General features: G+C 57.1%; 11 protein-coding genes. 7 read left to right on the forward strand and 4 right to left on the reverse strand.

Annotated features, from left to right (window positions below):
• Window positions 1–10 precede the first annotated feature (10 nt).
• Window positions 11–727 carry an ABC transporter permease gene (locus tag PAGR_RS10925; protein WP_013025847.1) on the reverse strand — a complete coding sequence of 239 codons (717 nt, stop codon included), beginning with the start codon at window positions 725–727 and terminating at the stop codon, window positions 11–13.
• Between the two features lie 377 nt (window positions 728–1,104).
• On the opposite strand from PAGR_RS10925, the gene PAGR_RS10930 reads away from it, so the two are divergent.
• Window positions 1,105–2,568 (forward strand): MDR family MFS transporter, encoded by a 1,464-nt coding sequence (locus PAGR_RS10930; protein WP_014605787.1) that lies wholly within the window; start codon window positions 1,105–1,107, stop codon window positions 2,566–2,568.
• Window positions 2,569–2,653: 85 nt separating this feature from the next.
• Here the strand turns inward: PAGR_RS10930 and PAGR_RS10935 are convergent, their stop codons facing one another.
• Together PAGR_RS10935 and PAGR_RS10940 are read right to left on the reverse strand one after the other, a co-directional pair.
• Window positions 2,654–2,950, reverse strand: coding sequence for a DUF1161 domain-containing protein (locus PAGR_RS10935; RefSeq protein WP_013025845.1), 297 nt, complete (start codon window positions 2,948–2,950; stop codon window positions 2,654–2,656).
• A gap of 45 nt (window positions 2,951–2,995) precedes the next feature.
• A complete protein-coding gene (locus PAGR_RS10940; RefSeq protein ID WP_013025844.1) occupies window positions 2,996–3,319 on the reverse strand; it encodes a DUF1283 family protein in 324 nt (107 codons plus the stop codon).
• 132 nt (window positions 3,320–3,451) lie between these two features.
• Here PAGR_RS10940 and PAGR_RS10945 point away from each other — a divergent pair, with 132 nt between their 5' ends.
• Window positions 3,452–3,778: a YnfA family protein gene (locus tag PAGR_RS10945; protein WP_028715174.1), complete on the forward strand. Its 327-nt coding sequence runs from the start codon at window positions 3,452–3,454 to the stop codon at window positions 3,776–3,778.
• A 28-nt stretch (window positions 3,779–3,806) separates the two neighbouring features.
• Here the strand turns inward: PAGR_RS10945 and ydfG are convergent, their stop codons facing one another.
• Complete coding sequence (ydfG, locus tag PAGR_RS10950; RefSeq protein ID WP_014605789.1) at window positions 3,807–4,553, reverse strand: bifunctional NADP-dependent 3-hydroxy acid dehydrogenase/3-hydroxypropionate dehydrogenase YdfG; 747 nt, start codon at window positions 4,551–4,553, stop codon at window positions 3,807–3,809.
• A 372-nt stretch (window positions 4,554–4,925) separates the two neighbouring features.
• Here ydfG and guaD point away from each other — a divergent pair, with 372 nt between their 5' ends.
• Genes guaD through dcp form a run of 5 tightly spaced genes read left to right on the forward strand, consistent with a single transcriptional unit; the run spans window position 4,926 to window position 12,912 of the window.
• Entirely contained in the window at window positions 4,926–6,254 is a 1,329-nt protein-coding gene (guaD, locus tag PAGR_RS10955; RefSeq protein WP_014605790.1) for a guanine deaminase, read from the forward strand.
• On the forward strand, window positions 6,251–7,690 hold the full coding sequence (gene xdhA, locus PAGR_RS10960; protein ID WP_014605791.1) for a xanthine dehydrogenase small subunit: 1,440 nt from the start codon (window positions 6,251–6,253) through the stop codon (window positions 7,688–7,690). Before guaD ends, xdhA begins: the two co-directional genes overlap by 4 nt.
• On the forward strand, window positions 7,680–10,046 hold the full coding sequence (xdhB, locus tag PAGR_RS10965; protein ID WP_014605792.1) for a xanthine dehydrogenase molybdopterin binding subunit: 2,367 nt from the start codon (window positions 7,680–7,682) through the stop codon (window positions 10,044–10,046). The genes xdhA and xdhB overlap by 11 nt, the downstream gene beginning before the upstream one ends.
• Window positions 10,033–10,821 carry a xanthine dehydrogenase accessory protein XdhC gene (gene xdhC / locus PAGR_RS10970; protein ID WP_013025839.1) on the forward strand — a complete coding sequence of 263 codons (789 nt, stop codon included), beginning with the start codon at window positions 10,033–10,035 and terminating at the stop codon, window positions 10,819–10,821. The genes xdhB and xdhC overlap by 14 nt, the downstream gene beginning before the upstream one ends.
• Before the next feature lie 48 nt (window positions 10,822–10,869).
• Complete coding sequence (dcp, locus tag PAGR_RS10975) at window positions 10,870–12,912, forward strand: peptidyl-dipeptidase Dcp (protein WP_014605793.1); 2,043 nt, start codon at window positions 10,870–10,872, stop codon at window positions 12,910–12,912.

Raw genomic sequence — 12,912 nt, forward strand, 5'->3', positions numbered from 1 at the left:
CCCCTTATCGTTATGCCGCAGCGTGCGGACTAAGGTAGCGCCCTAATGACGCCAGTAGCATATCCAGCACCAGTGCAACCAGCGCCGTAGCAACGGCACCCAGGATAAGCACAGGGAAGTCATTAAGATAAATGCCGGGGAAAATCAGTTCGCCAAAGCTGCTGGCGCCAATCAGGAAGGCGAGCGGGGCGGTGCCCACGTTAATGGCGGTGGCAATGCGCACGCCCGCAAGAATAACCGGCAGGGCGTTAGGAATCTCAACCTGACGCAAGCGCTGCCATTTGGTCATGCCGATGCCGTTCGCGGCTTCGATCAACGAAGGCGGTACGGCGCTGAGTCCGGAGTAGGTGTTACGGACGACAGGCAACAGTGATGCCAGAAACAGTGCGACCAGGGCGGGCTTATCACCAATGCCAATGACAACCATCGCCAGCGCCAGAACGGCAAGAGGAGGCAGTGTATTACCGACGTTAAAGATTTGCATGACATATTCCGCCCAGCGCCGGGCAAAAGGGCGGCTGAGTAGAATACCGCTGGGTATACCGACCAGCAGGGCGAACAGCATCGACCAAAACACCAGAAACAGGTGCTGCTGTCCAAGGTAAATCAGATCGTCTTTGCGGGCGACCAGCGTATCCCAGCCAAGCCCCCATACCAGCGCACCTGCCACTGCGACCACAGCCAGCAGTGCCAGACCGGCACGCCTGGCCAGTGAAGCGTTATGCATACGGTTTCTCCCTGTTTACGGATCTGTTGTTATAGCTACCTAAACCAGCATGACAAAAGTGGCTATCGTCAGCGCCCCTTCCAAAACCATGCCGGTCGCTAAATGCGGCAAACCGCAGTGAATTTCTGCGTAATTTCACCAAGTGCGGAAAATACCGCTTTATTTCTATAGCAGCGGTAAGCGGAGCGCGCCAGCTTTTATCGGAAAAATCAGGAAGATAGCATGAGCCAAAAAACGCCTCAGCCCTTACAGCAACAGGTTTCAGAGTGAAACGACCTGAAAAGGCCTTTTTTAAGTGACGGTGTCACAATTTGGATTGAATCGGTTCCTGTCTGGTGAAATATGCGCTAGCCTTAGGGAACAAAAAAGGGAGCATCATGACCAACAGCACCTCCGCACCACGCCGTCGCCACTGGATTCTCTTTGCCTGTATGCTCGCCATGTTTATGGCTGCGATTGAAGTCACGATTGTGGCGACCGCAATGCCCACCATTGTGGCCGATCTCGGCGGTTTTTCGCAGTTTGGCTGGGTTTTCTCTGTCTATCTCCTTACCCAGGCGGTGAGCGTGCCGCTCTATGGCAGGCTGGCGGACCTGTGGGGCCGCAAAAAAATGCTGTTTCTGGGCATCGCGATCTTCCTTACCGGGTCGGTGCTCTGCGGTTTCGCCCACACGATGCTCTGGCTGATTGTCTTCCGGGCATTTCAGGGGCTGGGGGCGGGCGCGATCATGCCGCTGAGCTCCACCATCGTGGCAGACATCTATTCCCCCCGGGAACGCGCCAGCGTGCAGGGCTGGTTGTCCAGCGTCTGGGGCGTTGCGGCGATTGTCGGTCCGCTGTCCGGTGCCTGGCTGGTCCAGCACTTTAGCTGGTCCGTCATCTTCTGGGTCAACGTACCGATCGGCATCATCAGCATGCTGATGCTGGCAGCCTTGCTGCCTGCCTATACGCAGACACAACCCTCCCAGTCTTTGAATCTGACCGGGAGCGGCTGGCTCACGCTGTGTATCAGCGCCGTTCTGATTGCGCTGCTGCAGGCTGAACAGCTTGGCTACTGGCTGCTGCTGTTCTTAGCCATTGGCCTGGTGGCTGGCTGGCAGTTAACCCGTCATGAGCAGCGCACCCGCTCGCCGCTGTTCCCGCTCAGCCTGTGGAAAAGCCCACTGATTATCGCGGGCAATCTCGGCAACTTCATCATTGGTGCAACCATGATGGGCGTCAGCGCTTTTCTGCCGACCTGGATTCAGGGCGTGACCGGCGGTTCGCCGCTTCAGGCCGGGACTGCGCTGGCTATGATGTCTGTCGGCTGGCCGCTGGCCAGTACGCTAAGTGGCCGTCTGATGCTGTTGACCTCCTACCGTTTTACCGCGCAGCTGGGCGCACTGTTATTAATCGGCGGCAGCGCCTTGCTACTGCTGTTGCACACAGAAAGCACGCTGTTCCAGGCGGGATTTACCGCCTTTGTCATCGGAACCGGCATGGGAATGACCAGCACGACATTTCTGGTATCTGTCCAGAATCATGCCGACTTTAACGTGCAAGGCATTTGTACAGCGTCGGTCATGTTTAGCCGTATGATTGGATCGGCGCTGGGGACAGCGGTGATGGGCGCGGTGCTTAACCTGAACCTGCAATGGCGGTTGCCCCATGCGCAGGATCCGGTTCAGCAAATCATGTCGCAGGAAACGCGCGACCGCCTGGCACCGGACGTGCTTCAGCCTATGCTGCAGGCAATAGCCGCATCGCTACATTGGGTCTTTATTGTGGCACTGGTCATTGCGTTCCTCACCCTGTGGGTGGCGTGGAAGATGCCGCGTCAGCAGCCGCAACAAACGGAATAGTGCGCTGAAACCTCAGGCGTGATGGGCAGAGAAGGGCCAGCAAAAGGCAGGAAAAGACAGGGCGACATCATCGTCGCCCTGAACATTATTGTGTAGAGGAGTCTTGCGAGCTGCCTGCGCTGTCGGGCACGGAGGCGCCCTCATCACGGCCCAGCTTTTTATAAACAATTTTCTGTGTGTCGTTATCACAATGGCCGACGACCTGACCGCCAGCCTGATCAACCTGATCGTTGGCGACCACATCCAGGCTAAAGCCTGATTCAGGCACGCCGTTTTGAATGATTTTCTGGCTGATATCCGCTTTTACAGATTCGCAGGATGCCTGAGCCAGCAGGGGGAAGGCTAAAAACGTCGCTGTCAGTAATGCACTCTTGATCTTCATAACCCTTTCCTTTTGTCATGCGTCAGTCATTACTATAGCCGAAATTTACGGCAATACCGGGCGGCCCGTGCGGCGGTCTAAGCAGCGCAGCGTATTGGGTTCCCAATAGGCATTCAGATTAGCGCTCTGTTCACATTTGTCGCGCGTGTCGAATGCGCGATCGGCTTTATCGAATTCTTTCTCAACCCGGCTGTTCACTTTGTTGCGCAGCATGTGCGTATCATTCCACTGCTCTTTACTCTGACGTGCCGCTTCGTTGCTCAATGCGCTGCTGCCGTTTTCAATAATCACGTGTTCGGTGTTCGCACTGACACGCATCGCGGTGGCAGAAAGCAGGGCCACCATCAGAACCGGAACCAATTTTTTCATCGTAATATCCTTCGGTTAACACTGTTTTACTCTTGGGTAAAACTATTGCATCAAATGAGAATAGTATACCATTGCCGATTACTTGCTCACCAGCTGTGTGCATGTTGTTTACCTGTCAGAGAGATTATTGTGCTGCTTAAAACCACGCTGCTGTTTTTTATCACCGCGCTGGCGGAAATCATCGGCTGTTTTCTGCCGTGGCTGTGGCTAAAGAAGGGGGCGTCCATGTGGCTGTTGTTGCCTGCCGCATTGAGCCTCGGGTTATTTGTCTGGTTGCTGACCTTACATCCTGCGGCCAGCGGCCGGGTTTACGCGGCGTACGGCGGCGTCTATGTGCTGACGGCCATGCTTTGGCTGCGCGTGGTCGAAGGTGTCAAGCTGAGCGCATGGGACTGGAGTGGTGCGCTGATTGCGCTGAGCGGCATGCTGATTATCGTAGCGGGATGGGGCAAAGCGTAAAAGCCAGCCTTTGCGGCTGGCTTATCGGTCAGGGTTTATGCACTTTCAGCCCTGCCAGCGTCTGGCTGACAGGCATCATCTCAAGCGTATTGATGTTGACGTGCTTCGGCAGCGTGGCCACCCAGTAAACGGCTTCGGTAACGTCTTCAGGCGTCAGGGCCGTGGCGCCCTCGTAGACCTGTTCGGCCTTGCCATCGTCCCCTTTAAAGCGCACGTTAGAAAACTCCGTGCCGCCGACCAGGCCCGGCTCAATATCGGTCACACGCAGGGCCGTACCGTGTAAATCGGTGCGTAAGTTAAGGCTGAACTGGCGCACAAAGGCTTTGGTGGCGCCATAAACGTTGCCCCCGGCATAAGGCCAGCTGCCGGCAATCGAACCAATGTTGATAATGTGACCGACGTTACGCTCTACCATGGCAGGCAAAACCGCGCGCGTCATATAGACCAGCCCTTTGGTATTGGTGTCAATCATATTTTCCCAGTCGTTCACATCTGCCCGGTGCGCGGGTTCGATGCCCAACGCCAGACCGGCGTTATTCACCAGGACATCAATATTGCGCCACTCGGCAGGCAGCTGTGTGATAGCCTCTTCAATCGATGCCCGGTTACGCACATCTAACTGTACGGTATACAGATTCTCACCCAACTCCGTTTTCAGCGCCTTCAGGCGTTCAGCACGACGTCCACTGGCAATCACCTTGTGACCTGTTTCGATGAATCGGCGGGTAATGCTTTGGCCAAAACCGGCTGTGGCCCCCGTAACAAAAATAATCATCTCACTTTTCCCTCTTCCAGTTTCGTGATGTCTCCTCACCTTATCACGGCATTTTAGCCTGTGTCCGCTGAATTCCGTGGGGAGGCGCTTTTGCGCGCTTTTAGCGCACGCTGCCCCGAAATCGTGCAGAGAACGGGGCAGCAAGGTAACGTGGCAGGGGGCATTTTTACTGGCAACCGATTGCGTTGGATGAGCAACCGATTGCGTGGCGATTTTGTCAGCGAAAGCGTTGCGCAACAGGATGATATTCATAAATTATTGATAATAAAGTGATTTATCAGGTTCTGATCTGGCATGCGTCTTGCAGAGTGTTTAAAGAGAGTAGGAGATGAACAGGGCGACAACATCAGGCGCCCGGTAAGAGGAAACGATATGTCTACATGCCAGAACACGGCGATTCGTGCCAGTTTTTTTGATTTTGCCGCGGTGGCGAACGAGCCTGAGGCCATTCTGTCTCAGGCGCGTTATATCGAAGATGGTCTGCTCATTCTGCGTGAGGGCCGCGTAGTTGGTTTGCATCCCTGGTGTGATGTCAGCAGCAGTCAGGCAGCAGAGCGCGTTATCGATCTGCGCGGTAAGCTGATCCTGCCGGGTTTTGTCGACTGCCACATTCATTACCCGCAAACAGAAATGATCGGCGCCTATGGTGAGCAGCTTCTCGAATGGCTGAATCAGTATACGTTTCCGGTTGAGAGGCAGTACCGCTGTGCCGAGCATGCCGCGCAAATGTCAGCGTTTTTTCTCCATCAGCTACTGGCTAACGGCACCACCAGTGCGTTGGTTTTTGGCACGGTGCATCCGCAGTCGGTAGAGGCGCTTTTTAGCGCGGCCGAAGCGCTTGAGATGCGCATCATCGCCGGTAAAGTCATGATGGATCGCAATGCGCCTGATTACCTCACCGAAACGCCGGAAGAAAGCTATCAACATTCCCGCGATCTGATTGAGCGCTGGCACGGCCGCGGCCGACTGAGCTATGCCCTGACGCCGCGTTTTGCGCCCACCTCGTCACCCGACCTGTTAAAGAAAGTGCAGGCGCTGCGCACGGCTTACCCGGATGTCTGGCTCCACACGCACCTCAGCGAAAACCCACAGGAAGTAGCCTGGGTCAACGCGCTGTTTCCCGAACGCAATGGCTATCTGGACGTTTACCACCACTATCAGCTGACCGGCCGGCGAAGCGTCTTTGCACACTGCCTGCATCTGGAAAATCATGAATGGCAGTGTCTGCACGATACGGATTCCGCCATTGCCTTTTGCCCGACCTCAAACCTGTTTTTGGGAAGCGGCCTGTTTAATATCAAGCGCAGCTGGCAGCAGGGCATCAAAGTGGGCATCGGCACCGATGTTGGCGCCGGAACCACCTTTAATATGCTGCAAACGCTGGGCGAGGCTTACAAGGTCGGCCAGCTACAGCAATACAGGCTGAGTGCTGCAGAAGCCTTTTACCATGCCACGCTGGGCGGGGCCCGTGCGCTGGATCTTGACCAGCACATCGGTAATTTTGCACCAGGTAAAGAAGCTGACTTTGTCGTGCTGGATCCCGCCGTATCGGCGCTGCAAAAGCTGCGTATGGGGAACTGCAAGGATATCTGGGAAAAACTGTTCGTCTTGATGACGCTGGGTGATGACAGAAACATCGTAGAGACGTGGGTTAACGGCCGACCGGTCTGGCAATCCACCACAAAGGAGAATGCCGCATGATTCAGTTTCTGCTTAACGACCAGCTCGTCACAGAAGAACGTATCGATCCCAATCTGACGGTACTCTCTTATCTGCGCACGCATCAGCGTCGCTGTGGCACCAAGGAGGGCTGTGCGTCCGGCGACTGCGGTGCCTGTAGCGTCACGCTTGGGAGCGTGGTGGACGGCAGGTTGCACTATCAGACCGTTAACAGCTGCCTGATGCTGGTCAGTGGATTACAGGGCAGGCAGCTCATCACCGTCGAAGATTTACGTGAGGGGAAAACCCTGCATCCGGCTCAGCAGGCGATGGTGGACTGTCATGGCTCGCAGTGTGGCTTCTGCACGCCGGGCTTTGTGATGTCATTGTTCAGTTTGCAAAAAAATCACAGCGACTGGGACCGGCAGCAGGCAGAGCATGCGCTGGCCGGCAACCTGTGTCGCTGCACCGGTTATCGTTCCATTATGGCGGCGGCCGAACAGTTGGTGACGCGGGCACAGCCGGACAGCTTTGATCGCTGTGAGCAGGGCGTGGTTGAGCGCCTGCGCGCGCTGGAGAATCAGGAGGTCCGGGTAATTCAGGACAAAGGCCGTCACTGTTACCTTCCCACCACCGTCGCGCAGCTCGCTGCACTCTGTGTCGCGCACCCCGATGCCGCGTTACTGGCGGGCGGCACGGACCTGAGCCTGCTGATTACCCAACGCTACCAGGGCATTCCAGTGATGATTGCGCTGGGGCAGGTGGATGCACTGAAACACTGTTATGAGGACGACGCATCCTATCACTTAGGTGCCGCCGCCTCGCTCGACCAGATCGCAGCGTTTATGGCGACGCGCATTCCGGGAGTAACGGAGATGCTGACGCGTTTTGCCTCGCTGCAAATTCGCCAGCTTGGCACACTGGGCGGTAACCTTGCTAATGCTTCCCCGATTGGCGATGCATCGCCAACGCTGCTGGCATTAAACGCCTCTCTGCTGCTGCAGAAGGGCGACACGCAACGCACTTTGCCACTCAGCGCGTTTTTTACCGGCTACCGGCAGACCGTGCTGCAACCCGGTGAGTTTATCCATACCATCATCATTCCAAAAGTGACGGTGTCACCTGATTTTGTTGCCTGGAAGGTCTCGAAACGGCTGGATGACGACATTTCAGCCGTGTTTGCCGCTTTTAATATCCAAACCGATAACGGCATTGTGACAGCGGCACACATTGCCTTTGGCGGGATGGCGGCAACGCCGTTGCGCGCCACAGGCTGTGAGCAGGCCATGATTGGATCGGCCTTAACCGCACAAACGATAGCCACGGCCTGTCAGGCGCTGGAAGAGACCTTTGAGCCGCTCAGCGACTTTCGCGCCAGCGCCGGTTATCGCCTGCAGGTGGCGAGCAACCTGCTGCGCCGTTACTTTTACCGTCTCAACGGATTGTCCCTGACTGAGGTAAGCCGCTATGTCCCATAATCGTCCGGCTCTGCCCGATTCAGCATTACCCATTGCTCATGCGCGCGACATCAGCAGCGGCGTGGGGCGCAGCAATAAGCATGAAAGCGCCGATAAACACGTGTCCGGCGAGGCGATATATATCGATGACAAAGCGGAGCAGCCCGGTCTGCTGCATCTCTGTCCTCGCCTGAGCGATCATGCCCATGCCCGTATCACTCACGTTGATGTCCAGCCGTGCTACGACGTTCCCGGCGTCGTCCGCGTCCTCACCTGGCAGGACGTGCCCGGCGTCAACGATGTCGGCCCGCTGCAGCCCGGCGACCCGCTGCTGGCTCAGGACTGCGTCGAATATGTTGGGCAAATTATTATTGCCGTGCTCGCCGACTCGCCGGATGCGGCCCGACAGGGCGCGATGGCGGCGGTGATCGAGTATGAGGTATTGCCCGCGCTGCTGGATGTAGAACAGGCACTGCTGCAGGGCAGTTTTGTGCAGGAGCCCCATATCCACCAGCGCGGCGACGTAGAGGCGGCGCTGGCCCGTGCGCCGCACCGCATACAGGGCGCGTTTCATATTGGCGGGCAGGAACACTTCTATCTGGAAACCCAGACGGCCATGGTGATCCCGGGTGAGGACGACGCGCTGCAGGTGTTCTGCTCCACGCAAAACCCCACGGAGGTCCAAAAGCTGGTGGCAGAGGTCATGGGCATCAGCATGAACAAGGTCACGATTGATATGCGCCGAATGGGTGGCGGTTTTGGCGGTAAAGAAACCCAGGCGGCGGGCGTGGCCTGCCTGTGCGCCGTCGCGGCAGGCCTGACCGGCCGGGCGGTTAAAATGCGCCTGGCCCGACGCGATGACATGCGGATAACCGGCAAGCGACATCCTTTTTACGTGCGCTATGATGTGGGCGTTGAAGACGATGGCCGGTTGTGTGGGGTGAAAATCGATCTTGCCGGTAACTGCGGCTACTCGCTCGATCTGAGCGGATCGATAGTGGATCGGGCCATGTTTCATGCCGATAACGCCTACTATCTCGGTGATGCGCGTATCACCGGCTACCGCTGTCGCACCAATACCGCGTCAAATACCGCTTTTCGCGGCTTTGGCGGGCCGCAGGGCATGGTGGCGATTGAGCAGATCATGGATCACATCGCCCGCGAGCGCGGTCTGGATCCGCTTACGCTGCGAAAACGCAACTACTACGGCAAGAACGAACGCAATATCACCCATTACCATCAGCAGGTAAAAGACAACCTGCTGGATGAGATTACGGCGCAACTGCAAACCAGCAGTGACTATGATGCGCGCCGCGCGGCGATCGCAGCCTTCAATGCCAGCAGTCCCGTACTGAAACGTGGACTGGCGCTGACGCCGGTTAAATTTGGCATTTCATTTACCTCCAGCTTCCTCAATCAGGCCGGAGCGCTGATTCTGATCTACACCGACGGCACGGTGCAGCTCAACCACGGCGGAACGGAAATGGGTCAGGGGCTTAACACCAAGGTGGCGCAGATTGTGGCGCAGGTGCTGCAAATCGAGGTCGATCGTATTCAAATCACCGCCACCGATACCGGGAAAGTCCCTAACACTTCGCCCACGGCGGCGTCCAGTGGCACAGATCTCAACGGCAAAGCGGCACAAAATGCCGCCGAGATATTGCGTGAGCGCATGACAACCATGCTGTGTACGCTGCACGGATGCGGGCCAGAGGCGGTGATGTTCAGTAACGGTATCGTTCGGGCTGCCGAGCACTATTACACCTTCGCCCAGGTCGCGCAGCTTGCCTGGCTGAATCAGGTACCGCTATCGGCGACGGGCTATTATCGCGTCCCCGGCATCCATTACGACCGTCAGGCCGGTCGCGGCGAACCTTTTTACTACTTCGCCTATGGCGCGGCCTGTTGTGAAGTCATTGTGGACACGCTGACGGGCGAATACCGGCTGCTGCGGGCGGATATTCTGCACGACGTGGGCGCGTCTCTGAATCCGGCCATCGATATTGGCCAGGTAGAGGGCGGCTTTGTCCAGGGGCTGGGCTGGCTGACCTGTGAGGAACTGGTCTGGAATGACAAGGGCCAGTTGATGACCGACGGCCCCGCCAGCTACAAAATCCCGGCGATTGCTGACGTACCGGCCGATATGCGGGTTACGCTGGTGGAAAACCGCAAAAATCCGCAGGACACGGTGTTTCATTCCAAAGCCGTGGGTGAACCGCCGTTTATGCTGGGGATAGCCGCCTGGTGTGCGTTACAGGATGCGGTAGCCAGCGTCGCCGATTATCGTCTGCATCCCGCGCTGGACGCGCCCGCTACGCCGGAGCGAGTATTCTGGGGCGTCCAGCGCATGGCGGGAGGCACCCATGATTTATCATGACTGGATAGCAATTTTGCACGACCTGCGCCAGAAGCGGCAACACTGCGTGCTGGTCACCGTGTTGCGCGATCGGGGTTCAGTCCCGCGTGACGGCGGCGCGAAGATGGTGGTGACGGCCAACGAAAGTTTTCTGACCATCGGTGGCGGCCATCTTGAGTTTCAGTGCATTGCGCAGGCGCGCGCGCTGTTGGAAAGTGGAGAGCGTCGTCCTCATACCGAAGACTACAGCCTGGGCGCCCGGTTAGGCCAGTGCTGCGGAGGGATGACCACCATTCTGTTTGAACCGTTGATGCAGGCGCAGCCGGAAATCCTGGTTTTTGGCGCGGGCCACGTCGGGCAGGCTCTGGTCAGCCTGCTGGCTACGTTACCCTGTCACGTTAACTGGATTGACGGTCGGGACAATCAGTTTGCCTCTGTGCCACCCGGCGTCAGCGTGCAACAGCCCGACGATCCCCTGGACTGCGTGGCCGCGGCGGCGGCGGGGAGCTATTATATTGTGATGACGCACCATCATCCGCTGGATCTTGCGCTGTGTGAGGCTATTCTGCGGCGCGGTGATTTCCGCTACGTGGGCGTGATCGGTTCGCAAACGAAAAGTCAGCGTTTTCGCTACCGGCTGGAAGGCAAAGGCATTGCCGAAGACCGGCTGGCGCGGTTACGCTGCCCCATGGGCCTGCCCGATGTAAAAGGGAAACTGCCTGCCGAAATCGCCGTTGCGATTGCCGGGGAAATCATTGCGGTGTATCAGCAACAACGCGGTCAGGTTGTTCTGTAAGAGGCAACCTGCCACTATGAGACTCTGTGTTGTTCACCAGGAGCGCCTATGAACGCCCGTCAAAATCCTTTTTTTAACGTCAGCAGCTTGCCTTATCACACGCCACCTTTTGATCAGATTCAGGAAACCGACTTTCTGCCCGCGCTTCAGGCCGGAATGGAAGAAAAGCGCCAGGAAGTCCTGGCCATCGCCACCAATCCGGAAGCGGCAACCTTTTTGAATACCTGCGAGGCCCTGGAAAAAAGCGGTCAACTGTTGACCCGTGTGAGCCTGGTGTTCAATGCCATGACCTCCGCCCACACCAGCCCCTATTTACAGCAGGTTGACGAGGATATTGCGCCACAGCTCACCGCGCTTAACGACGAAATAATGTTGAACCGGCCGCTGTTTTCACGCATCGACCAGGTCTATTTGCAGCGCAACTCGCTTGATGCTGAATCGAAACGCTTGGTCGAGGTGCTGTGGCAGCGCTTTCAACTGGCGGGTGCCAACCTGCCGGAAACACAGAAGCAGCAGTTAAAGGCGCTGAATCAGGAGGCTGCACGACTGAGTACGCAGTTTACTAATAAGCTGCTTTCTGCAACCAAGGCGGGCGGTTTAGTGGTCAATGACGTGCAGCAGTTAGCGGGGCTGAGTCCGTCCGATCTGGCCGTTGCTCAAGCGGCGGCGGCGGCACGAGGCCTGGAGAATGCCTGGCTGCTGGTGCTGCAAAACACCACGCAGCAGCCTGCACTGCAGTCTCTGGAAGATCGCCCGACGCGCCAGGCGCTGTTCCAGGCCGCCATGACGCGCAGTGAGAAAAACGATGACAACGACACGCGAGCGTTAGTGCTGCGCCTGGCACAGGTGCGGGCAGAGCAGGCGAAGCTGTTAGGGTTTGCCAGCTTTGCCGCCTGGCAGCTACAGGATCAGATGGCGAAAACCCCCGATGCCGCCTTTGCGTTTATGCGCAATATCGTTCCTGCGGCCCGTGCGCGGGCCGAGCGGGAAGCCGCGGCCATTCAGCAAACCATCGACAGCCAGCAGGGGAATTTTACCCTTGGCGCGTGGGACTGGAACTTTTACGCGGAGCAGGTTCGGCGGGCGCAGTACGATCTCGATGAAAGCCAGATTAAACCCTATTTCGAACTGAACAGCGTGCTGGAAAAGGGCGTATTCTGGGCCGCGACTCAACTTTATGGCATCCAGTTTACCCAACGTCACGACCTGCCGGTTTATCACCCCGATGTCCAGGTGTACGAAATCTTTGATACCGACGGCAGCGGAATGGCGCTGTTCTATACCGATTTTTTCAAGCGCGACAGCAAAGGCGGCGGCGCATGGATGAGCAACTTTGTTAATCAGTCCACGCTGCTCGACGAGAAACCGGTGATTTACAACGTCTGTAATTACACCAAACCCGCCAACGGCGAGCCTGCACTGCTGAGCTGGGATGACGTGATTACGCTGTTCCATGAGTTTGGCCATACGTTGCATGGCTTGTTTGCCAGCCAGCGCTATCCCAGCCTCTCCGGCACGGAAACGCCACGTGATTTTGTCGAGTTTCCATCGCAGATCAACGAGCACTGGGCCAGTGAGCCACAGGTGTTTCGTCATTTCGCCCGTCATTATCAGACCGGGGAGGCCATGCCAGCGGCGCTGCATGAAAAAATCATCAGAGCAGGCAAGTTCAATAAAGGTTATGAGATGACCGAGCTGCTGGCGGCCGCGTTACTGGATCTCCACTGGCATAGCCTGGAGGGGAAAACCCCGGTGCAGTCGGTCGACGCGTTCGAACAGCAGGCTTTACGCAGCGATGATATTGATCTGGCTGCCGTTCCACCGCGCTACCGTTCCAGCTATTTTCAGCATATCTGGGGCGGGGGGTATTCTGCCGGCTATTATGCCTATATCTGGACCCAGATGCTGGCCGACGATGGCTACCAGTGGTTTGTCGAACACGGCGGATTAACCCGGGAAAATGGCGACATCTTTCGGCAAAAAATCCTGTCGCGGGGCAACAGCAGCGATCTTAAAGCGTTGTATGAGTCCTGGCGCGGCGGAGCGCCTCAACTGGAGCCGATGCTAAAAAATCGCGGCTTAGCCGAATAA

The organism is Pantoea ananatis PA13 (assembly GCF_000233595.1).
In the GTDB taxonomy this organism is placed as follows: domain Bacteria; phylum Pseudomonadota; class Gammaproteobacteria; order Enterobacterales; family Enterobacteriaceae; genus Pantoea; species Pantoea ananatis.

What these genes read in the sequence shown, in the direction of transcription:
- PAGR_RS10925 (WP_013025847.1), bottom strand. Translation starts at nt 727, where the DNA reads ATGCATAACGCTTCACTGGCCAGGCGTGCCGGTCTGGCACTGCTGGCT.
- PAGR_RS10930 (WP_014605787.1), top strand. Translation starts at nt 1,105, where the DNA reads ATGACCAACAGCACCTCCGCACCACGCCGTCGCCACTGGATTCTCTTT.
- PAGR_RS10935 (WP_013025845.1), bottom strand. Translation starts at nt 2,950, where the DNA reads ATGAAGATCAAGAGTGCATTACTGACAGCGACGTTTTTAGCCTTCCCC.
- PAGR_RS10940 (WP_013025844.1), bottom strand. Translation starts at nt 3,319, where the DNA reads ATGAAAAAATTGGTTCCGGTTCTGATGGTGGCCCTGCTTTCTGCCACC.
- ydfG (WP_014605789.1), bottom strand. Translation starts at nt 4,553, where the DNA reads ATGATTATTTTTGTTACGGGGGCCACAGCCGGTTTTGGCCAAAGCATT.
- guaD (WP_014605790.1), top strand. Translation starts at nt 4,926, where the DNA reads ATGTCTACATGCCAGAACACGGCGATTCGTGCCAGTTTTTTTGATTTT.
- xdhA (WP_014605791.1), top strand. Translation starts at nt 6,251, where the DNA reads ATGATTCAGTTTCTGCTTAACGACCAGCTCGTCACAGAAGAACGTATC.
- xdhB (WP_014605792.1), top strand. Translation starts at nt 7,680, where the DNA reads ATGTCCCATAATCGTCCGGCTCTGCCCGATTCAGCATTACCCATTGCT.
- xdhC (WP_013025839.1), top strand. Translation starts at nt 10,033, where the DNA reads ATGATTTATCATGACTGGATAGCAATTTTGCACGACCTGCGCCAGAAG.
- dcp (WP_014605793.1), top strand. Translation starts at nt 10,870, where the DNA reads ATGAACGCCCGTCAAAATCCTTTTTTTAACGTCAGCAGCTTGCCTTAT.